Below are 20998 nucleotides of genomic sequence, written 5' to 3'. Positions count from 1 at the left end.
ATATGGGCCAAAAAAAGGAAAAAACGCAGCAGGACAGCATCCCCACATGGCGAAAGGCGGTTGAAAAAATTGAGAATGGCCCGCTGTTCCGGCTTGCATACTGCACGCGTGTGTACTGTTCTGAACGTTATCCCATGGCAAAAGCAGACTGGGCGTATAGCACAAACGATGGGGACATTTATCTGAATCCGCACCGGAAAGCATCCGTTGGAGAGTGGGAATATATCATAAGCCACTGCCTATTGCATCTTGGCTTCGGACATTTTCAGAAAGAGCGTATGAAAGATACCCGTTGGAATATGGCTTGTGATCTGGTCATTGCACGCTTCCTGAAGGACAGCCATATCGGCACACCGCCGCCGGAGTTTCAGCAGGAGCTGCCCTTTCCGGTCAAAGAGGAAGAACAGGCATTCCAGCAATTACAGACCGCCTCGGTTTCTGGAGGCATTTTCAGTACCATGACAGGCGGCAGACCCGATATGGTGTGGAACCGGGACGACATCAAAACGGATTATACAGAAATTTTTGCTCAGTCCCTTCAGGCATCCATGCAGAAGACCTTGATGGAATCCAGGGGAATCTCTACCGGACATCAGCATTACTGGATGCAGCCTGTCTATTTACAGGCACGAGACTGGTTTTTGTCCAGTTTTCCGTTGCTGGGTGCAGTGGCCTCGGCGTTCCGTATCGTAGACAGCGGAGATGTTGTTTCCCGGCTGAATATTCCGGTTGCAGCAGTCAGCCCGCAACTGGGCGAAATCTATATCAATCCTCGCTGCCGCCTGAATCTGGAAGAGTGGAAATTCGTGCTGGCGCATGAATTTCTTCATGCGGCTCTGCGCCACGACCTGCGCTGTGAAGATAGAATACCCGAACTCTGGAATGTTGCCTGTGACTATGTGGTGAATGACTGGCTCTGTGAGATGAAAGTGGGCTGTATGCCAGAGTCAGCACTGTTCGATAACCAGTTTCATGGGATGTCCGCAGAAGCGGTCTATGACCAAATTTGTGAGAATATCCGGCAGTACCTGAAAGAAAATCCGGGTGATCTGCTTTATGGCGATGGCTCAGAAGGGGTAGATTTGAACGGCAGCAAATTGGATTCTGTCTATCGTTCTGCCTTGCAGCAGGGGCTTGTATATCACACCCAACAGAACCGCGGCTATCTGCCTGTTGGGCTGATCGAAGAAATCCATGCGCTGTCCCGCCCGCCCATTTCGTGGGATGTGGAACTGGGCAAATGGTTTGATGAAAACTTTACGGTCATGGAAAAGCACCGTTCCTATGCGCGACTCAGTCGGCGGCAGAGTTCCACTCCGGATATTCCACGCCCCGCATGGCGGCTGGAAGAGCACCCGGAAAAACAGCAGACATTTGCGGTGCTGCTGGACACCTCTGGTTCCATGTCCCGTGGACTGCTGGTAGCAGCACTTGGCTCTATCGCAAGTTATAGTGAAGCCAGAGATGTGCAGGCGATCCGGGTGATTTTCTGTGATGCTGCTGTTTACGATCAGGGGATGATGACCCCGGAAGAGATCGCCGGAGCCGTTCAGGTAAAAGGGCGCGGCGGCACCCGTTTACAGCCCGGAATCGACCTGTTGGAAAGCGATACGTGTTTCCCCAAAGATGCGCCGCTGCTCATCATTACCGATGGAGCCTGTGACCGGCTCAATCTGCGGGGACGCAACCACGCTTATCTGATTCCATGGGGCAAGCGGCTCCCATATCCACCCAAAGGGCCGGTGTTCCGGCTGAAATAAAAGAAAGGCATTGCTTTGATTACAATACAAAATACTTATAATTCTGCGCTGGTTTACGCAGAGACTTTGGATTCCAGTGCAGAGGGTTTGATTCGTGCACTGTGCGGCAGTCCAATTTCAAAAGGCAGCAGCATCCGCATTATGCCGGATGTTCACGCTGGAAAAGGCTGTGCAGTCGGCACTACAATGACTATCAAGGACTGTGTGGCTCCCGGTCTGGTGGGCGTGGACATTGGCTGCGGAATGCTGGCAGTCAAGTTTCATGCAAAACGTCTGGAACTACAAAAGCTGGATAAACTGATTCACGATAAAATTCCAGCTGGAAAACAGGCACGCTCCGTGCCGCATCATTTTGCAGACAAAGCAGATCTGGACGAGCTGCTTTGTCTGCGTCATGTCCAGAAAGATAAGGCTCTTTGCGCTGTAGGCACATTGGGTGGTGGCAACCATTTTATCGAGGTTGATAAGGCGGCGGATGGCGCATACTGGCTCATTATCCATTCCGGCAGTCGGCGGCTTGGTGTGGAAGTGGCATCGTTTTACCAGAGCGAAGCCTTTCAACAGTGCCCGGCGGGTACACCCTTCGAGCTGGCTTATGCTGCGGGAAGCCTGATGGAAAATTATCTGCACGATATGAAAATCACGCAGACATTTGCCGAACTGAACCGCAGAGCCATTGCCAACGACATCATCAAAGGCATGAAGCTGGACGTGGAAGAAACCATTTCTACCATCCATAACTACATTGATCTGGATTCGATGATTCTGCGAAAAGGTGCAGTTTCCGCAAAGGCGGGCGAAAAACTCGTGATCCCAATGAATATGCGGGATGGCTGTCTGATTTGTGTCGGAAAGGGCAACCCGGAGTGGAATGAATCGGCTCCCCACGGTGCAGGCCGCCTGATGAGCCGTGCAGACGCACGGAACAGCTTTACGCTGTCGCAGTACAAAAAAGAGATGAAGGGTATCTATACCAGCTCCGTTGATAGAAATACACTGGATGAAAGCCCGATGGCCTATAAGCCGATGGAAACTATTCTCCGGCAGATTGAACCTACGGTGAAAATTGTAGAGCGGACAAAGCCCATCTACAACTTTAAGGCAAGTGAGGAAATTGCAAAATGATCTATCAAATCAGTTCGGGTCAAGGACCTGCCGAGTGTGAGCTTGGTGTGGCAAAATTTCTGGCCTACCTGCAAAAACATTACAAGATTTCTGTGCTGGAAACATCACAGGGGTACTACGAAAATACCTATCGTTCTGTGCGTATCACGACGGATACCGACCTATCGCAATTTGTGGGTTCGGTGCAGTGGGTCTGTCCAAGTCCTTACCGCATTGGTCACAAGCGCAAGAACTGGTTTCTGGATTTCAGCGGCTGTACGGAAGCCGAAACTGAAGTTTTTGACCCGAAACAAGTGCTGTTTGAAACCTTTCGCAGCAGCGGCAAGGGCGGGCAGAACGTGAACAAGGTAGAAACAGGTGTCCGGGTGATTTATCTTCCGACCGGACAGGCCAGTGTTTGTACCGAGGAGCGCAGTCAATACCTGAATAAGCAAAAAGCATTGGCGCGCCTCCGGCAAATGGTACAAAGTGAAAATCAGCAAAAACAAGCTGTTATCCGAAATGAGAACTGGGGCAGGCATACCAGTCTGGAACGTGGAAATGCACGGGTAAAGTTTGAAGGACGGTATTTTAAGCGAGTGGCATAATTCAAAACCGCTTCTTGTGGTTTTCACCTTAGCAGAGTATAATGGACGTAATAACAAACCATTGTATAAAGGAAAGGTGATTTCAAATGTTACAATCGTCTGCAATCGAAGAAGCACTGAAATTCATTGCTTCGCATCCTGAAATTGCGCTGAAATTTCTGAATGCTGAACTTGAGATGCCTAATATTCCTACGCCGACAATGGGAGGACATAGGTTCTGGACAACGCTTGCAGAGTTTAACGGGTATCGTCTGCAACAAAACCAGCTTACACATCATGCCAGAATTTTGAATGCTAATGATGTCCGTATTGCATGGGGAACGCTGAACGGCATGGAAAAAGCTCTTGACCGTCTGATTCTTTTTGCTCAAAAATACGCCTGACAAAGAAAGTTTTGATTGCATCTTGCAGAAAAGTTCTGAGATTAAAGATGTCCGTGCAAAAAGGAGAAAAGGAAATATGAAAGACGATTCGATGAAAATTGAACAGCGACTGCAGAATATGAAAAACTTCTACACTAAGGTAGGCGACTTGTTGGATAATCTTCCAGATGCGATTCCCGAAAAGGCCAGGCAGAAAATAAGAGATACCATTCTTGGTGATGAAGAGCTAAAAAATTTGATGGATGGCGTGGATTCTCACCGTCCGCCCCGGATTTTCCTCATCGGGCGGACAGGCGTGGGAAAAAGCAGCCTGATCAATGCCCTCTGCGGTGCATACGTTGCGCCTGTCAGTGATACCAGAAGCTGCACGGAGACAGCTCAGACCTACCAATGCAAGGATGGCGAGCGCACTCTAATGGAGATTCTCGATACACGCGGCATTGCAGAAAGTGACAATTTAAATGCAGAGATTTCGGCTGAGGAGATGCTGATCAATCAAGTCAAAGAATTCTCTCCAGATGTTGCTATCTTTATGCTAAACTGTACGCATCGAGATGATGTTGATTCCGATGTGAACTTCTTGAAGAAACTCAGCGAATCATATGCCCAAGCTTACAATATGCGGCTTCCTATTGTGGCGGTTGTTAATAAGTGCGATGAGATGGCTCCTTCACGGCTCAAAAATCCGAATGAATATACAGAGAGCAAAACAAAAAAGATCGCTGAGCAAGTTCAGCATTATAAAGAGATCATTGTAAAAAACAATCTGAAAATAGATGACATCATTGCGGTTTCCTCGTTGATTGACTGGATGACAGCTGATGGAACTGAAATCGATGCGGATTCCATTGAAAGCTTACCCGTATCTGACATTGAAAATCTTCAAATCGCATTTGATGGAAGATACCATATTGAGGAATTATTTAATATTTTAGAAAAGGCCATTCTTGATTTTAGTGCTAGAATGGGGTTAAGAATGGCCTTAAAGCTTCAAGAAGTTGTACGTCGAATTGCAAATCAACTGAATAAATCTTTCTCTGCAATGTCCGCAACTGTCGCACTTTCTCCTATTCCTATTTCAGACATTTATATCCTTCTACTGCTACAGGGCATTCTGGTTTGCCTTATTGCATCTCTCAGTGGAAGAGATATTTCACTTGATACAGCAAAAGAGTTTGTATTAAGCATGGGCGGAATTGCCGGTGCAGGTTATGGCTTCAGACTTTTGGCGCAACAAGCATCTAAAATTCTGAATGTCTTTTGGGCCGGTTCTGGATCGGCTGTGAGCGCATCTATTGCCGCACTGGGAACCTCTGCAATCGGAAAAGCTGCGATTGCTTACTACATTGATGATAAAACAATAGAAGAAGCAAAGTCTACATTTGAAGCATCCCGTAAAGAGGACTGAACGGATAAGTGTCACCCCAATTGCTGGACGGTCTCTGTAATGGAGTGAGATAAAAATAGCTATTAGATTATAACAAAAAGCTGTTGATTCTGGAGTTTGGCGTTGGCTCACGGAACCGGATGCGTTTTATATCACCTTTTACAAGGGCAATCTGTACATCCCACAAATAATCCAGGAGAAATCACTGGGTGTAGACGGTGACCTGAAAGAGCAGCTTGCTGCAATCAAAGCCGTGATGGAATGAAAAAACCTTGTCAAGAGGGCTGGCACTGTCCAGCCCTCTCTTTTTGCCAAAAGAATTTTTCGGAACTGAAAATGCAAAAAGCTGAGCACCTGTTTTTTCGCAGATGCTCAGCTTTGCTGTACTTTTTTCTCTGGATCTATGATGATTTTTTCAACTTTTGGGCTGCTTCAGGTGCTCTTTGCTGAAGTTTTCAACGTCTTTTGCCCTCGATATTTTGCAACAGCCCCTTGCTCTGCTGAAAAGTTTTTCCGCTGAGGATGCCCAGAGCATCGCGGAGGGCATTTTGAATGCTCCCATCTCCGGCATTGCCGCGCAGCGGCACATCATTTTGTGCCCGGCACAAACATCATTGCGCAGCACATCATTGCCGCAGGCACATCATTCTGAAACTGCACTCTGCAGTTTCAGCACACCGGCCTGCTCCAGACGCTTGCGCAGCAGTGCACCCACGACGCAGCTCACCACGATCTTGGCAAGGTCCAGCGCAATGAAGGGATACACGCACACCGACAGCGCATAGCTCAGCTCACACTGCATCTGGAACACGAACCATGCAGTGCCCAGCACATAGCAGGCAGCATCGCCCAGCACAAGGCCGATGCCGGAGACTACGGGCTGGCCCTTGCTCTTTTCGATGAACAGACCGCCGATGAAGGCCAGCAGCAGATAGCCCACCAGATAGCCGCCGGTGGGGCCTGCCAGCTTGGCAATGCCTGCGCCGTAGCCGGAGAACACCGGCACGCCCACCAGACCGATGAGCAGATACACCGCCACGCTCAGGGTGCCGAACTTGGGTCCCAGCAGCCATGCGGTCAGGCAGATGACAAAGTTTGCCAGCGAGATGGGCACGGCCCCGATGGGCACCGTCAGCGGGCCCAGCACGCACATTGCGGCGGCCATCAGTGCAGTGACGGCCATCTGATAGGTGGTCAGTTTTTTGTTTTTCATAGATTGAAATTCCCCTCTGTTAAAAATTTACAAGGCATCTGTGCCCGAGTATAGCGCAGCGGGGGACAGATGGTCAACAATAAAGTTTGCAGGGGGTTTACAATTCGGAACCTGATTGTAATACGGTGGAGAGTGTGCTAAAATAAAAATGCCGCCTGAGACGGCGGCGGGTGTTGTCTGCATAAAAAGGTGGTCTGACTTCCTCCGGCAAGTGTCCGGGGGCTGTGAAACCTTATTGCTCGGTTCCCCCGGACGCAAACGCGAAAGGGGGGATGCCTCATGAAGTTAGAAGACGTTCTTCAGCTGTTCGTCGTCATCGGCGGGACAGTCGGAATTACATTTCAGATCGCATGGGCAATCTTTAAGGAGATCCATAACAATAAGAAATGACCGCCCACAGTCTCGCAAACACTGAGCGGTCATTCTTATTGACTACTTAGCCGAAGAGAGCTGACCCTTGCGGGCAGCACCTTTTCTATTGATAGTATAGCCTGTTTTATACGGCTTGTCAAGAAAAACAAGGAGGTCCCTTATGGGTGGAGGACACGTATCGCGCCCCGATTTCGGGATGCCGCAGCCCGACCCGGCCTGCCCGCTGACCGAGTTCTATCTGCTTTTGCAGCACGCACTGGATGCGGCGGGCAGCTTTGCCCTGCCGGCGCTGTATGCCCGCGTGCAGGCACCGGCGCGGTGGATCGATCCGGACGAAGCGCGGGAGTATCTGACCCTGTCGCCCACGGAGCGGGAAGGGGATACCCGCCTTCTGGCCCCGGGCAATCTGCAGCTGCTGTACAGCACCCTGCATGTGGCACCGGACGGCGCGCCTGCGGCGCTGCTGCTCACCGGGGAGTGCACCCGCACCACCGTGGCGGTGCAGCTGCTGCCGCCCTTTGTGTGGGAGGACCCGCTGCCGCCTGTGCCGGATGCGCCTGCGGCGCTGGCGCTGCAGCTGACTATGCAGGATGTGGAGCTCATCGATGCCGACCCCGCAGCGCTGGGCCGGAAGCTGGTGCATACGGCACAGCACAAGCGCTGGCTGCATCACCCGAAGGCGGATACCTTTCTGGCCGGGCGGGTGGCCCTGCTGCAAAGGGTCTACCGTCGGTGAGAGAAGGATCTGAATGGCCGCCGCAACCCGGACAATATTTAATGTAATATTATTTTTAATTCAGCAATAGCAGACGGCCTGCGGGCCGTCTGCTATTGCATTTTCACGGGATGGGGTCGTTAAGATCGGTGGCTGGCTCCCTATGGGGAGCATCCGCGCCAGCGGGTGAGTTGGCAAAGCGGAGACGATTCTTGACCAAAAGGCCTTTTGCAACCCTTTTGTTTTTTGCGGTTTCATGGTATACTATCGCATACGAATGCGCACAAACGGCCTGTGTGCGCAGTTTTTCATAAAATTTTCCAGCAATGCAATCTTCGGGGGCGTTCAGCCGTGTATAGGGTGAATGTCCCCGTGGAATACGGATTCCACAGCCCTGTACAGGCGTAAAAGGAGAGCTTGAATGATGGGACAGCTGACCAGAAATGAAGTATTCACGCTGGCAGTGCAGAAGTACAGCGATGCTGTCTACCGTGCTGCCATGCACAACAGCCGATGCGCGGCCGATGCCGAGGATGTGGTGCAGGATGTCTACGAAAAACTCCTGCATTACAACGGCACCTTTGAGAGTGAGGAGCACCTCAAAGCATGGCTGCTGCGGGTAGCCATCAACCGCTGCCGGGACCTGACCCGTGCAGCGCACCAGAAGGACACGGAGCTGGACGAGAACCTGCCCGCACCGGATGAGTTTGCGGACGGCAGCGTGCTGGATGCGGTGCGCGCCCTGCCGGAAAACTACCGCAACGCCATCTACCTTCATTATTATGAGGGCTACACGGCGGCGGAGATCGGGCGGATGCTGGGTGCACCGTCCAACACGGTGCTGAGCTGGCTGCGGCGCGCAAGAGCACAGTTACATACGATGCTGAAGGAGGAGATCGAGGATGAGGTGGTATGAGTATAAGATGGAGACGGACGATCTCTGTGCACCGGAGGACCTGAAAGCAAAGCTGCTGGCCATGACCGACCAGCTGACCGAAGAGGAAAAGAACCAGCCCATGATGAAGACCCCGGCACCGGCCCGGCCTGCACCGGTGCAGCGGAAAAAGCCTGTCCGCTTTCCTGTAAAGCGGGTGGGCACACTGGCGGCCTGTCTGGCGGTGTGCGCGGTGGGCTACGGTGCCTTTGCCACCGGCATGATCGGCCTTGGCGCAAAGAGCAGCAGCCCGGCGGCCTATTATTCGGCGGACAGCTCTGCGGCCGCGATGGCGGCAGGCGGCGTGGACCGCGCCGCTATGGACAGCCCCATGGCCGCCGATTACAGCCTGAACAGCCTGTCACTGGAAAGCGGCGCAGACAACGGCACCGCTGCTTATTCGGAGGACGACGCGGCGGCAGCGGCCCACAGCACCGACCACGCAAAGATCATCTACACTGCGAACCTCAGTCTGGAAAGCAAGGACTACGACGCGGCCCGCGCTGCGCTGGATGCGGCGGCTGCCGAAGCGGGCGGATACATGGAATCCAGCAGCGAATACTCCGGCACCGAGGACAGCCGCAGCGTCAGCCTGACCTTCCGGGTGCCGCAGAAGAACTACGCCAGCTTTCTTGCGGCTGTGGCCGAAGCCGGCAACGTGACCTACAAAAACCAGCAGGCCGACGACGTGACCGCCCAGTACATGGATGTGGAGGCCCGGCTTGAGAACCTCAAGGCCCAGCGCACCCGTCTGCAGCAGCTGCAGCAGCAGGCCGAGACCCTTTCCGACCTGCTGGAGATCGAGTCCAGTCTGACCGAGGTACAGAGCCAGATCGAGAGCTGGCAGAGCCAGATGGACTGGTACAGCAATCAGGTGGAGCAGTGCACCGTCTGCGTGAGCCTGAGCGAGGTAAAGACCTACTCGCCGCCCAGCGAGGGCTTTGTCTCCCGCATGGCCGACGCATTTGCCAGCGGCTGGCAGAACTTTGCACAGGGCGTGCAGCAGCTGGCCGTCTTCCTTGCAGGCGCATGGCCGGTGGTGGTCATCGCGGCGGCGGTGGCTGGCGGCGTCGCAGTGTGGCGCAAAAAGAGAAAGTGAGCAGGCCCGGAAGGGAACCAGAAAATTTTTTCAGAAAAGGGTTGACATCCATCCCGCTGTGTGGTATTATACTTGAGCAGTCAGCGAGAACCGCTGAGAGCACAAAGTAAATATCGCGGGGTGGAGCAGTCTGGTAGCTCGTCGGGCTCATAACCCGAAGGTCGTTGGTTCAAATCCGGCCCCCGCAACCACCAAGCATCCTGAAATTTCAGGATGCTTTTTTGTTTTGCTTTTTCGGAAGGAAAATCATGGGCTTTTCCACAGGAGAGGGATCAACGGTGGAAAAACCCGGGGCAGGACTTCTCTTTACTCGTCATTCTGCTGTAAAATATCACCTGAATTTGGACAGCCTGATAAAACGGGACCGGAAGGCCATTTCCGCCTTGACGCCCTGCAAAAAATATGCTATTTTAAAAAAGCACAGAGCCGGTCTGCATTCATGCGGCGGGCCGCTTTGGGCCAGATCAAAAGAAAATCGTACGTGAGCAGCGTCGTTGGATTGTTACCGTTTGGCGGGCTAGACCAACTCTGCACAGCACAAGCCGAAAGCGTGTTTCAGCCTTCGGTGTTATTTGCTGTGTCAGGAGTGGTCTTTTTTTATTGCCTTTTTCGGCCTGAGGAGGAGAGACGATGCAATATACCGTCAAAAAACCGATCAACAACAACATCCTGCGGGTGGTGGACCCCACCGGCTGCGAGCTGATCGTTACCGGGCGCGGGCTGGGCTTTGGCGCAAAGCCGGGGTACAAGCTGGACGCCGGAAAGGTGGAGCGCAGCTACCGCATGACCAGCCCTGCCGTGCAGCAGAAGCTGGTGGAGCTGCTGGAACAGATCCCCTATGAGCATCTGCTGCTCACCGATGAGCTGGTGGCAATGATCCGCAGCCGGGTGAACTACCCGCTGAACGAGAGCCTGCTCATCACGCTGGCCGACCACATCAGCTTTGCCATCCAGCGCAGTGAGCAGGGCATCCGCTTCTCCAACCCGCTCATGGCACCGATCCGGGAGTTCTATCCGCAGGAGTACCGCCTTGGCATGGACTGTCTGGCCATCATCCGCCAGCGCTGCAAAGCAGACCTCTCGGACGACGAGGGCGGCTTCATCGCCCTGCACATCGTCAATGCGGAGCTGAACACCACCATGAGCGTGGTGAACGACGTCACCCGCTTTGTGGACGGCTGCGTGCAGGTGGTGGAGTGCTTCTACGGCTGCCATTTTGACCGGGACGCGCTGAATTTCAGCCGCTTCACAGTGCATCTGCGCTTTTTTGCGCAGCGGGTGTTTCAGGGCAAACAGGAGAGCGAGAACGATGCCCACGATGAGATGTTCCGGGCGCTGATCGCACGGAACTGCAGCGAACATTATAAATGTGCCTGCTGCCTTGCGGATTATGTGCGCAACACATGGAACAAGGAACTCTCGGACGAGGAGCTGGTGTTCCTCACCATTCACCTGAAGCGCATCCGGATGGGAAAGTAAGCCGCCCGCCTGCCGCACCGCCGTACCTCTGATTCTCCGCAGGCCGCGCCTGCGTGTGGATATATTTGCTGGATACAAATTTGGAAAAGGAGAATTGAAGATGAAAGACAAGATCTTTGGCGTGCTGCAGCGTGTCGGACGCAGCTTTATGCTGCCCATTGCACTGCTGCCCGTGGCGGGCCTGCTGCTGGGCATCGGCAGCTCGTTCACCAACGAGACCATGCTGGCGGCCTATGGCCTGAACAGCGTCATCCACCCCGGTACCCTGATCTACACCATTCTGGACGTGATGAGCCAGACCGGCAGCGCCGTGTTCAACAATCTGGCCCTGCTGTTCGCCATGGGCGTGGCCATCGGCATGGCCCGCAAGGAAAAAGAGGTGGCCGCCCTGTCCGGTGCGGTGGCCTATATCATCATGAACACGGCCATTCAGGCCATGATCAACGCCGCTGGCGGCGTGGACGCAATGCCCGCCAACTCCACCACCACCATGCTGGGCATCACCACCCTGCAGATGGGCGTGTTCGGCGGCATCGTGGTCGGTCTGGGCGTGGCAGCCCTGCACAACAAGTTCTATAAGATCGAGCTGCCGCAGGTTCTGGCCTTCTTCGGCGGCACCCGCTTTGTGCCCATCATCAGCTCCATCGTGTATCTGGTGGTCGGCATCGCCATGTTCTACATCTGGCCGGTGGTGCAAAGCGGCATTGCTGCGCTGGGCGCACTGGTGCTGGCTTCCGGCTATGCAGGCACCTTTATCTACGGCCTGCTGGAGCGTGCACTGATCCCCTTCGGCCTGCACCATGTGTTCTACATGCCGTTCTGGCAGACCGCTGTGGGCGGCACCGCCATCATCGACGGCGTCACCGTGACCGGTGCCCAGAACATCTTCTTTGCAGAGCTGGCCTCCAAGTCCACCACGGTGTTCTCGGTCAGCGCCACCCGCTTCATGGCCGGTAAGTTCCCCTTTATGATGTTCGGCCTGCCCGGCGCTGCGCTGGCAATGTACCACTGCGCAAAGCCGGAAAAGAAAAAGGCGGCAGGCGGCCTGCTGCTTTCTGCAGCCCTGACCGCCTTCCTCACCGGCATCACCGAGCCGCTGGAGTTCACCTTCATCTTTGTGGCACTTCCCATGTACGCCGTGCACTGCGTGCTGGCGGGCCTGTCCTTCATGCTCATGCATATCCTGAACGTGGGCGTGGGCATGACCTTCTCCGGCGGTCTGATCGATCTGGTGCTGTTCGGCGCGATGCAGGGCAACGCCAAGACCCACTGGATCTGGGTGGTCGTTGTGGGTGCAGTGTATTTTGTGCTGTACTACCTGATCTTCCGCTTCATGATCTCCAAGTTTGACTACAAGACCCCGGGCCGCGACGATGCCGAGGAGGTCAAGCTGTACACCCGTGCGGACGTGAACGCCCGCAGCGCCGCTTCCGGCAGCAACGCCCCCGCAGGGGATGACCCGGTCAGCGCCCTGATCGTGGAAGGTCTGGGCGGCACCGACAACCTGTCCGACGTGGACTGTTGCGCCACCCGTCTGCGCTGCACCGTCAAGGACGCTGCGCTGGTTCGGCAGGATGTGCTCAAGGCTTCCGGCGCTTCCGGCGTCATCTGCAAGGGCAACGGCGTTCAGGTGGTGTACGGCCCCAAGGTGGCAGTCATCAAGGCAAAGCTGGAGGATTATCTGGAAAATGCGCCCAAGACCCCGGCAGCGCCCGCAGCACCCGCCCCGGCAGCTGCCCCCGCAGCCCCGGCAGCAGCCGCAAAGGATACCGTGCTTGCAGCCTGCCTCACCGGCACCGTTGTCCCGCTGGCCGAGGTGAAGGACGAAGCCTTTGCCAGCGGTGCGCTGGGCGACGGCATTGCCATCGAGCCTGCGGTGGGTGAGCTGGTGGCTCCTGCCGACGGCGAGATCTCTTCCACCTTCGACACCCACCACGCGGTGGGTATGACCACCGTTGACGGCGCGGAGCTGCTGATGCACATTGGCATCGACACCGTCAAGCTGGGCGGAAAGCACTTCACCTACCTCGTCAATGAGGGCGACAAGGTGCGCAAGGGCCAGCCGCTGATCCGCTTTGACATCGAGGCCATCAAGGCCGAGGGCTATCCCGTCACCACACCGCTGATCGTCTGCAACACCGACGAGTATGCAGCGGTCACTCCCAAAGCCTCCGGTACCGTGAAGCAGGGCGATGCACTGCTGGAACTGAAGGGCTGATGCGTTTCTCCCAAAAGGCAGGGTTATCATAAAGCAAAGGGCCGTCTCCGAATGCGGGGGACGGCCCTTTGTGCTGCCCAAAAGCCGGTTTTTCCGGCCGGTCGGGGCCTTTCTCTCTGCGCTGTGGGTGATTTTTGCGCGTTTCTGTTTACGCCAGCGGAAAATGATGGTATGATAAACTGGATGTAAACTGGACACGGGCAGGCAAGCCTGCTGTGCAGCACCCGGAGGGAGAAAACCAATGAAAAACCATATCAAGTCGCTGCTGTGTGGACTGTGCGCGGCGGCACTGGCACTGGGCTGCGCCGGCTGCAGCGGCAGCGCCGGGCCAGAAGTGCCCGCCAAAGTGACCGATATCATGGTGTGGACCTATTACAATGGCGACCAGCTGGAAAGCTTTACCAGCCTTGTGAACCAGTTCAACGAGACCGTCGGTGCCCAAAAGGGCATCAAGGTGTCCACCGAGAGTCAGGGCAGCGTCAACGATCTGGAAACCAGTGTGATGGACTCTGCCGAGGGCAAGGTGGGCGCTGCCGCCATGCCCAATATCTTCTCGGCCTACGCCGATACCGCCTATGCGCTGGACCAGATGGGCATGGTGGTGGACCTTGCCCCCTGCCTGACCGAGGAGGAAAAGGCTCAGTTCGTGGAAGGCTACCTCTCGGAGGGGGGCTTCGGGGAGGACGACAGCATCAAGATCTTCCCGGTGGCAAAATCCACCGAGCTGTTGTTCCTCAATGATACCGACTGGCAGGCCTTTGCCGATGCCACCGATGTCCGATATGAGGACCTTGCCACCATGGAGGGGCTGACGGCCGCCGCAGAAAAATACTACAACTGGACCGATGCCCAGACCGCCGCGCCGGATGACGGCAAGGCGCTGTTCGGCCGTGATGCCATGGCAAACTATATGCTGGTGGGCGCACAGCAGCTGGGCGACACCATCTTTGCAGTGAAGGACGGCAGAATGACCGTCAACTTTGAGCGCGATGTGGCCCGCAGGCTGTGGGACAACTACTATGTTCCCTTTGTCAGGGGCTGGTTTGCCGCCACCGGCCGCTTCCGCAGCGATGATATCAAGACCGGCAATGTGCTGGCCTACGTGGGCTCCAGTTCCAGCGCCACCTTCTTCCCCACCAGGGTGACGAACGACGCCAACGAAAGCCATGAGATCAGCCTGAGGACACTGCCCGCCCCGCAGTTTGAAGGCGGCGAGGCGGTAGCGGTGCAGCAGGGTGCCGGTATGGTGGTGACAGCAGCCAAAGAGGAGGAGGTCGAGGCCTCGGTGGAGTTCCTCAAATGGTTCGTCCGGGCAGAGAACAACATTGCGTTCTCGGTGGGCTCGGGCTATCTGCCTGTTACCCGGAAAGCCAACGATATGCAGGAGATCCTTGCCAGCGGCCTGACTCTGGACGATAACATGCAGCAGACGCTGGAGGTTGCGGTGGATACGGTGAACGGGAATCGTCTGTATACGCCCCACGCCTTTGCAGGCAGCAACAGTGCCCGCAAGGTGCTGGAATATGGCCTGAGCGACCTTGCCGCAGCGGACCGCGAGACGGTGGTCCAGCGCATCGCCGAGGGCCGGAGTGCCGCCGAGGCAGAGGCCGAGTTTTTGACCGACGAGTATTTTGAGGCATGGTATCAGGACATCTGCGCAAAGCTTGCACGGTACGAGGGCTGAGCTGCGCGGGATACACGGAGAAAAAGAGGTGAGGATGATGCTGCACAGGCGGGCAGCGCAGGGCACACAGACGCCCCGGCGCGGAGAAAAGACACAACCGATCTTCCGCACCATTTTCGGGGCGATGATGCTGGTGCTGGTGGCAGAGGTCCTGCTGCTCATCATCAGCATCTACGTCACCAATGTGGGCGGCAGGCTGAACCAGAACGCAAAGGACATGCTTGCCATGCAGGTGCGCAACCGCGTCGGTTACATGCAGGACCTGATGCAGGATGCACAGAACCTGACCGAGCTCTCGGACTACATCGACCGGGCCACCCTTTCCATGGTGAACACGGGCCGTCTGGATCTGGATGCCCTGAACACCGACAGTGAACAGAGCAGCGCGCTGCTTGCCGCCATTGCACCGGAGCTGGTCAACACCCTGCGCGCACGGTCTGTCACCGGCATTTTTGTGGTGCTGAACACCGAGGACCTGCGCATTCTGGATGTGGGCAGCGGTGTGCCCGGCATCTACCTGCGGGATCTGGACCCGGACGCCCGCCCTTCGGAGGAGAATGCCGACCTGCTGATCGAGCGCGGCAGCGCGGCGGTGGTCAAGGCGCTGGGCATCACCACCGATAAAAGCTGGCAGCCTGTCCTGCGCTACTATGGCCTGAAGGACCGGGGCTTTTTCAAGGAGCCGTTCCTGCGGGCCTATGAGGACAATGCCCGCCTGAGCGAGGAATATTACGGCCGCTGGACCACCAGCACATACACGATCCCGGGCGATGACCGTTCGGCCATTGCCTACTCCCAGCCGCTGATCCTGCCGGACGGCACGGTGTACGGCGTGGTGGGCGTGGAGCTGCTCACTAGCTACCTGCAGGAAAAAATGCCCTATGCAGAGCTGCAGAACGAGAAAAACGGCGCGTATTTTCTGGTGTCCACCACTGCGGACGAGGACGCCGAGGAATTCGTGGTCAGCAAGTCGGTCACGTCCAGTCAGGACAGCGATGCACTGGCAGCGCCGGCAAGCATGATGCGCTGCGAGAGGCGGGCAGACGGCTGCTGGCTGAACCTGCACAAACGGGATTACTACGCGGTGGCAATGCCCATCAGCCTGTACAGCCGCAATGCGCCCTTCTCCGATGAGCACTGGCTGCTGATCGGCGCGGTGAACAGCAAGACGCTGTTTGCCTTTGCGCAGAATGTCCGGCATGTGCTCACCGCTGTGGTGGTGGGTACGCTGGTGCTGGGCATTCTGAGCAGCCTGCTGACCGCCCGCAAGCTGGCCCGCCCGGTGGAGCTGCTGTATTACGAGGTGGTGGACGGGCAGGAGAAAAAGAAGTTCCCGGAGCTGTCCCATACAAAGATCCGGGAGCTGGATCGTCTGGCTGATGCACTGACCAGCCTGAACAGCGAGCTGCTGAACAACTCCACAAAGTTTCTGCGCATCATGGATATGGCCAGTGTGGAGCTGGGCGGCTATGAGCTGCGGTTCGACACCGGCAGCGTGTATGTTACCGATAACTTTTTTTCCCTGCTGGGCGAACCCCAGCCCGCGGACCGCTTCCTGAGCGTGCGCCGCTTTGAGGAGACGCTGACCCGGATCCAGCTTTCCCGCCCCTGCACCACCACGGAAAGGGGAGACAAGCTGCTGACCATCCGCAAGGATGGCCAGACCCGCTACGTTCTGCTGCGCGTCACCAAAGACTGGAACGTGCAGGTGGGTCTGGCCGAGGATGTCACCATCGCCACGCTGGAGCGCCTGCGCATCGAGCACGAACGGGACTACGATATCCTCACCGGCCTGTACAACCGTCAGGCCTTCCAGCGGGTGTGCGGGGAGCTGTTTGAGGACCCGCAGCAGCTGGGCACCGCAGCCCTGCTGATGATGGATCTGGACAACCTCAAGCACATCAACGACACCTACGGCCACGACTGGGGCGACCAGTACATCCACCGCACCGGCCTCTGTCTGGCAGAGAACACCCCCGCCGGCACGGTGGTGGCCCGCCTGTCCGGCGATGAGTTCATGCTGCTGTTCTACGGTTATCTTAACCGGGAGCAGATCCGCGAAAAAGTGCGCATCCTGAGCGACGCCATGCACAAGAGCGTGGCGGTGCTGCCCGGCGGCAGCGAACTGCGCATCAGCATCTCGGGCGGCATGGCATGGTACCCGGAGGACAGCCGGGACATGGAGACCCTGAAAAAATATGCCGACTTTGCGCTGTATCAGGTCAAGCACTCCCACAAGGGCTGCCTGCAGGAGTTCAGCATGGAAAGCTACCGCAGGGAAGCCCAGACCGCACAGCTGCGGCGGGACTTCCAGCAGCTGCTTACCGAGGAACGGGTGTACTATGTGTTCCAGCCCATCTTCTCGGCCCACGATGGCCGGGTGATGGCCTACGAAGCCCTGATGCGCTCCGATATGGAGAGACTGCGTTCGCCTGCCACCATCATGAAGCTGGCGCGGGAGCAGGGAGCACTGCAGGAGATCGAACGGCTGACCTTCTTCAAGTCGCTGGAGACCTTTGACCACCTGCGCAGCGAGGGCCTTGTGCGCAGGGACGCGATGCTGTTCATCAACTCCATTGCAAGCATTGCCCTGCCGCGGGAGGACAGCGAGTATATGGACAGCCGCTGGCATGAGCTGCGCCGTCAGATGGTGATCGAGATCACCGAGGAAGAGGCGATCGACCGGGAAGCAATGGAAACAAAGCGCCGTGCGCCGGGCTTTTCCGGCATGTTCGCGCTGGATGATTATGGCAGCGGCTACTCCAACGAGGGCAGCCTGCTGGAGCTTTCGCCCCGGTTCATCAAGGTGGATCTCACCATCATCCGCGGCATCGACACCGACCCCGACAAACAGCAGATCGTGCAGAACATCGTGGCCTATGCCCACCCGCGCAGCATGCAGATCATTGCAGAGGGCGTGGAGACGGCCGAGGAACTGAAAAAGGTGCTGGAACTGGGCGTGGACGGCCTGCAGGGCTATTTCCTTGCAAAGCCCGCCAACATCCCGACCCGGATCGCGCCCGCTGCCCGGCAGATCATTGAAAACAGCCATAGCTCAGACTGCGGCTGATGTCCGGCCGGGAGCAAAAACAGCACGGGAGGTGCTTTTTATCATGGTACAGGTAGACCTTATCACCGGCTTTCTGGGGGCAGGAAAGACCACCTTTCTGCGCCGGTATGTCCGGTATCTGGTGGAACAGGGCCACAACGTCTGCATTCTGGAAAACGACTTTGGGGCCGTGAATGTGGACGCGATGCTGGTGCAGGACCTTCTGGGCCCCCGCTGCGACCTTGAGACCATCAGCGGCGGGTGCGACTGCGACACCCACCAGCGCCGGATGCGCACCAAGCTCATTGCCATGGCCATGCGCGGGTTCGACCGGGTGGTGGTGGAGCCCAGCGGCATCTTTGATGTGGACGAGTTCTTTGACGTGCTGCGGGACGACCCGCTGGACCGCTGGTATCAGGTGGGCAATGTGATCGCCATTGTGGACGCCATGCTGCCCGAGACCCTGTCCCCGCAGGCAGAGTATCTGCTGGCATCCGAGACCGCCAACGCGGGCCGGGTGCTGCTCAGCCGTACCCGGCAGGCCGGGCAGGCCCAGACGGCCGCCGCAGCGGCCCACCTGACCCGGGCGCTGGAAGGCTGCAAGTGCTCCCGCCGCTTTGCGCCGGAGGAGATCCTGACAAAGGACTGGGCGCAGCTCACCGAAGCCGACCTTGCCGCCCTTGCGTCCTGCGGATACCGGCAGGCCAGCTGCGAAAAGCTGCACTTTGATGAGCACGAAGCCTTTTCGTCCCTCTGCTTTCTGGAACAGCATCTGACGCTGCAGCAGCTGCAGGCTGCGGCAGACCGCCTGTTTGCAGACAGGGCCTGCGGCCATGTGCTGCGGGTGAAGGGCTTTGCGCCGGACCCGGGCGGGCAGACCGGCTGGCTGGAACTGAACGCCACCGCCGCCGGAAAAACGCTGGCCCCCATCCCGCAGGGACAGGATGTGCTCATCGTCATTGGCGAAGGGCTGGACAAAGCGGCCATTGAAGCACGCCTCAAGGCCTGAATTTTCAATACAAAAACAACAGAATGGTGAAAAACAGAAGGAGAAGGAGAAGGAGGTCATGAACAAGACCCGGCAGGCTCCCTCGGCACGGCGCATCATCGGCATGGTGGTGGGTGTTATCATCATCGCCTTTGGCCCCTTCATCCAGTTCTTCGATGGACATTTCGCCCAGAAAATGCTGAAATATAAACAAGAAAAGGAATAACAAAAAAGGCGTGGGCCTCCGAATGGAAGCTCACGCCTTTTACGATTACGATCAGAACTTGAACAGCGGGGTGCCTGCCAGCACATCGCCCTCAGCCAGCATCTTCAGCTCGCCCAGGTCGTCGCCGTTGGTCACGATGATGGCGGTTGCAGTGGGATGGCCTGCGGCGCGGATGGCGTCCAGATCCACCTTCAGCAGGGGAGTGCCGGCCTTGACCTTATCGCCCACCTTGACCAGTGCCTTGAAGCCCTTGCCCTGCATCTCCACAGTGTCCATGCCAACATGGATCAGGATCTCGATGCCGTCCTCGCTGGTCAGGCCCACGGCGTGCAGGGTGGAAGCCACCTGTTCCACGGTGCCGTCAAACGGAGCATACACGGTCTTGCCGGTGGGCTCGATGCCGCAGCCGGGGCCAAGGATGCCCTGTGCAAAAGTCTCGTCGGGGATGTCGGCCTGTGCCAGCACCTTGCCGCGGATGGGGGTCAGAACGGTCTTGCGCTGACCAAAGAATTTAGCGGTCTCTTCCTGCTCGGCCTTACCGCCGAACAGCTTATCAAAGAATCCCATGGTAAAATACCTTCCTTCCAATCACTTTACAGGAAGCGGCGGCGCAGTGCAGCCGGCCGTTTCCGAAACCAATGTGGTATACCCAAAAGATACCATATCGTGAAGAAAATTGCAATCGATATCCTGCATAAAATCGGCAGAAAATCTTCGGCAGGGTCACATCAGGGCAATCAGCTGTTCGATCTCCTCCATGCGGGTGGCCCAGCTGGTGGCAATGCGCATCACGGTGTGGGTGTCGTCGTACTTCTCCCAGAAGCCGAACTTTGCCTTACCTTCCAGCGCTTCCAGCTGGCTGTTTGCCAGAATGGGGAATACCTGATTGGTGGGCGATTCCATATAGAAGCGGTAGCCCTTGGCAGCAAGGCCCTCCTTCAGACGGTCTGCGGTCTCGATGGCGTTCCGGCTGATGCGGGTGTACAGATCATCGGTGAACAGCACGTCGAACTGCAGGCCCAGCAGACGGCCCTTGGCAAGCAGCGCGCCCTGCTGCTTGACCATAGTCATAAAGTGGGCCGGTGCGCCGTGAGGGAACACCACGGCCTCGCCGCACAGAGCGCCCACCTTGGTGCCGCCGATGTAGAATACATCGGTCAGGCGGGCAATGTCCTGCAGGGTGACGTCGGTGCCCTTTGCCATCAGGCCGTAGCCCAGCCGTGCGCCGTCCATGAACAGCGGCATCTTGTATTCCTGACACACGGCGTGCAGCTCTTCCAGCTCCGCCTTAGTGTACAGGGTGCCGTACTCCGACGGGTGAGAGATATACACCATGCCGGGGAACACCATGTGGTCGTGGTTGGCATCGGCGTAGAAGGTGGCGCACCAGCTGCGCACATCGGCAGCGCTCACCTTGCCCTCGTGGGCCGGCAGCGGGATGACCTTGTGGCTGGTGTACTCGATGGCACCGGCCTCGTGGGCGGTAACATGGCCGGTGGCTGCGGCCAGCACGCCCTGCCAGCGCTGCAGCATGGACGCAATGACGATGGCGTTGGTCTGGGTGCCGCCGGAGATAAAGTACACATCTGCATCCGGGCAGCCGCAGGCAGCACAGATCTTTGCCTTGGCGCTGGCGCAGTAGGGGTCGGTGCCGTAGCCGGACACCTTTTCAAAATTGGTCTCGGTCAGCTTTTGCAGGATCGCGGGGTGTGCACCTTCGCAGTAGTCGTTCTCAAAATAAAGCATCTGTCATTCTCCTGATCCAGTGAGATAAAGCGC

At 56.8% G+C, this 20998-nt stretch carries 18 protein-coding genes and 1 tRNA gene; 16 read left to right on the top strand and 3 right to left on the bottom strand.

The features are described 5' to 3' along the window. Positions 1-2: 2 nt before the first annotated feature. The 5 genes from ACNSPV_RS03530 (at position 3) to ACNSPV_RS03510 (ending at position 5263) form a co-directional block, all read left to right on the top strand. Positions 3-1760, top strand: a complete 1758-nt coding sequence (locus ACNSPV_RS03530; protein WP_348584603.1) for a DUF2201 family putative metallopeptidase — start codon at positions 3-5, stop codon at positions 1758-1760. Positions 1761-1775: 15 nt separating this feature from the next. Next, the gene (locus ACNSPV_RS03525; RefSeq protein ID WP_348584604.1) at positions 1776-2885 is read left to right on the top strand and encodes an RtcB family protein; all 1110 of its coding nucleotides are present in this window, start codon (positions 1776-1778) and stop codon (positions 2883-2885) included. Then, positions 2882-3472 carry a peptide chain release factor H gene (prfH, locus tag ACNSPV_RS03520; RefSeq protein WP_348584605.1) on the top strand — a complete coding sequence of 197 codons (591 nt, stop codon included), beginning with the start codon at positions 2882-2884 and terminating at the stop codon, positions 3470-3472. Before ACNSPV_RS03525 ends, prfH begins: the two co-directional genes overlap by 4 nt. A gap of 86 nt (positions 3473-3558) precedes the next feature. Further along, a complete protein-coding gene (locus tag ACNSPV_RS03515) occupies positions 3559-3855 on the top strand; it encodes a hypothetical protein (RefSeq protein WP_339395505.1) in 297 nt (98 codons plus the stop codon). Positions 3856-3931: 76 nt separating this feature from the next. Next, entirely contained in the window at positions 3932-5263 is a 1332-nt protein-coding gene (locus ACNSPV_RS03510) for a GTPase (RefSeq protein ID WP_348584607.1), read from the top strand. Positions 5264-5885: 622 nt separating this feature from the next. Here ACNSPV_RS03510 and ACNSPV_RS03505 read toward each other — a convergent pair. Next, positions 5886-6455: a biotin transporter BioY gene (locus tag ACNSPV_RS03505; RefSeq protein WP_348584608.1), complete on the bottom strand. Its 570-nt coding sequence runs from the start codon at positions 6453-6455 to the stop codon at positions 5886-5888. Positions 6456-6987: 532 nt separating this feature from the next. On the opposite strand from ACNSPV_RS03505, the gene ACNSPV_RS03500 reads away from it, so the two are divergent. From ACNSPV_RS03500 to ACNSPV_RS03450, 11 genes are all read left to right on the top strand, one after another. After that, on the top strand, positions 6988-7563 hold the full coding sequence (locus ACNSPV_RS03500; protein WP_339395509.1) for a hypothetical protein: 576 nt from the start codon (positions 6988-6990) through the stop codon (positions 7561-7563). A gap of 400 nt (positions 7564-7963) precedes the next feature. After that, a complete protein-coding gene (locus tag ACNSPV_RS03495) occupies positions 7964-8458 on the top strand; it encodes an RNA polymerase sigma factor (RefSeq protein ID WP_249238031.1) in 495 nt (164 codons plus the stop codon). Next, positions 8445-9575: a DUF4349 domain-containing protein gene (locus ACNSPV_RS03490; protein ID WP_348584609.1), complete on the top strand. Its 1131-nt coding sequence runs from the start codon at positions 8445-8447 to the stop codon at positions 9573-9575. The genes ACNSPV_RS03495 and ACNSPV_RS03490 overlap by 14 nt, the downstream gene beginning before the upstream one ends. Positions 9576-9689: 114 nt before the next feature. After that, positions 9690-9766: transfer RNA gene (locus ACNSPV_RS03485), tRNA-Met, on the top strand. Positions 9767-9823: 57 nt separating this feature from the next. Continuing rightward, positions 9824-10060 (top strand): hypothetical protein, encoded by a 237-nt coding sequence (locus ACNSPV_RS03480; protein WP_339395511.1) that lies wholly within the window; start codon positions 9824-9826, stop codon positions 10058-10060. Positions 10061-10205: 145 nt separating this feature from the next. Next, positions 10206-11054, top strand: coding sequence for a PRD domain-containing protein (locus ACNSPV_RS03475; protein WP_348584611.1), 849 nt, complete (start codon positions 10206-10208; stop codon positions 11052-11054). A 100-nt stretch (positions 11055-11154) separates the two neighbouring features. Next, positions 11155-13272, top strand: a complete 2118-nt coding sequence (locus ACNSPV_RS03470; RefSeq protein WP_249238034.1) for a PTS transporter subunit IIABC — start codon at positions 11155-11157, stop codon at positions 13270-13272. Between the two features lie 241 nt (positions 13273-13513). After that, entirely contained in the window at positions 13514-14956 is a 1443-nt protein-coding gene (locus ACNSPV_RS03465; protein ID WP_348584613.1) for an extracellular solute-binding protein, read from the top strand. A 34-nt stretch (positions 14957-14990) separates the two neighbouring features. Further along, positions 14991-18026 (top strand): bifunctional diguanylate cyclase/phosphodiesterase, encoded by a 3036-nt coding sequence (locus ACNSPV_RS03460; RefSeq protein WP_348584614.1) that lies wholly within the window; start codon positions 14991-14993, stop codon positions 18024-18026. 43 nt (positions 18027-18069) lie between these two features. Then, on the top strand, positions 18070-19014 hold the full coding sequence (locus tag ACNSPV_RS03455; protein WP_348584616.1) for a GTP-binding protein: 945 nt from the start codon (positions 18070-18072) through the stop codon (positions 19012-19014). Between the two features lie 58 nt (positions 19015-19072). Beyond that, entirely contained in the window at positions 19073-19219 is a 147-nt protein-coding gene (locus tag ACNSPV_RS03450) for a hypothetical protein (protein ID WP_339395516.1), read from the top strand. Between the two features lie 51 nt (positions 19220-19270). On the opposite strand, the gene ACNSPV_RS03445 is transcribed toward ACNSPV_RS03450, so the two are convergent. Continuing rightward, positions 19271-19786 carry a PTS glucose transporter subunit IIA gene (locus tag ACNSPV_RS03445; protein ID WP_348584617.1) on the bottom strand — a complete coding sequence of 172 codons (516 nt, stop codon included), beginning with the start codon at positions 19784-19786 and terminating at the stop codon, positions 19271-19273. Between the two features lie 156 nt (positions 19787-19942). Next, positions 19943-20965, bottom strand: coding sequence for a threonine aldolase family protein (locus ACNSPV_RS03440; protein ID WP_249238040.1), 1023 nt, complete (start codon positions 20963-20965; stop codon positions 19943-19945). Between the last annotated feature and the right edge of the window lie 33 nt (positions 20966-20998).

The organism is Faecalibacterium sp. 3 (assembly GCF_048323735.1).
In the GTDB taxonomy this organism is placed as follows: domain Bacteria; phylum Bacillota; class Clostridia; order Oscillospirales; family Ruminococcaceae; genus Faecalibacterium; species Faecalibacterium wellingii.
Note: the sequence above shows the minus strand (reverse complement) of the source record. Positions and strands in the feature narration are given on the sequence as shown.

Coding starts and splice junctions, on each gene's coding strand:
- ACNSPV_RS03515 (WP_339395505.1), top strand. CDS start 3,559: ATGTTACAATCGTCTGCAATCGAAGAAGCACTGAAATTCATTGCTTCG.
- ACNSPV_RS03455 (WP_348584616.1), top strand. CDS start 18,070: ATGGTACAGGTAGACCTTATCACCGGCTTTCTGGGGGCAGGAAAGACC.
- ACNSPV_RS03475 (WP_348584611.1), top strand. CDS start 10,206: ATGCAATATACCGTCAAAAAACCGATCAACAACAACATCCTGCGGGTG.
- ACNSPV_RS03450 (WP_339395516.1), top strand. CDS start 19,073: ATGAACAAGACCCGGCAGGCTCCCTCGGCACGGCGCATCATCGGCATG.
- ACNSPV_RS03505 (WP_348584608.1), bottom strand. CDS start 6,455: ATGAAAAACAAAAAACTGACCACCTATCAGATGGCCGTCACTGCACTG.
- ACNSPV_RS03480 (WP_339395511.1), top strand. CDS start 9,824: ATGGGCTTTTCCACAGGAGAGGGATCAACGGTGGAAAAACCCGGGGCA.
- ACNSPV_RS03495 (WP_249238031.1), top strand. CDS start 7,964: ATGATGGGACAGCTGACCAGAAATGAAGTATTCACGCTGGCAGTGCAG.
- ACNSPV_RS03510 (WP_348584607.1), top strand. CDS start 3,932: ATGAAAGACGATTCGATGAAAATTGAACAGCGACTGCAGAATATGAAA.
- prfH (WP_348584605.1), top strand. CDS start 2,882: ATGATCTATCAAATCAGTTCGGGTCAAGGACCTGCCGAGTGTGAGCTT.
- ACNSPV_RS03490 (WP_348584609.1), top strand. CDS start 8,445: ATGAGGTGGTATGAGTATAAGATGGAGACGGACGATCTCTGTGCACCG.
- ACNSPV_RS03440 (WP_249238040.1), bottom strand. CDS start 20,965: ATGCTTTATTTTGAGAACGACTACTGCGAAGGTGCACACCCCGCGATC.
- ACNSPV_RS03470 (WP_249238034.1), top strand. CDS start 11,155: ATGAAAGACAAGATCTTTGGCGTGCTGCAGCGTGTCGGACGCAGCTTT.
- ACNSPV_RS03530 (WP_348584603.1), top strand. CDS start 3: ATGGGCCAAAAAAAGGAAAAAACGCAGCAGGACAGCATCCCCACATGG.
- ACNSPV_RS03445 (WP_348584617.1), bottom strand. CDS start 19,786: ATGGGATTCTTTGATAAGCTGTTCGGCGGTAAGGCCGAGCAGGAAGAG.
- ACNSPV_RS03460 (WP_348584614.1), top strand. CDS start 14,991: ATGATGCTGCACAGGCGGGCAGCGCAGGGCACACAGACGCCCCGGCGC.
- ACNSPV_RS03465 (WP_348584613.1), top strand. CDS start 13,514: ATGAAAAACCATATCAAGTCGCTGCTGTGTGGACTGTGCGCGGCGGCA.
- ACNSPV_RS03500 (WP_339395509.1), top strand. CDS start 6,988: ATGGGTGGAGGACACGTATCGCGCCCCGATTTCGGGATGCCGCAGCCC.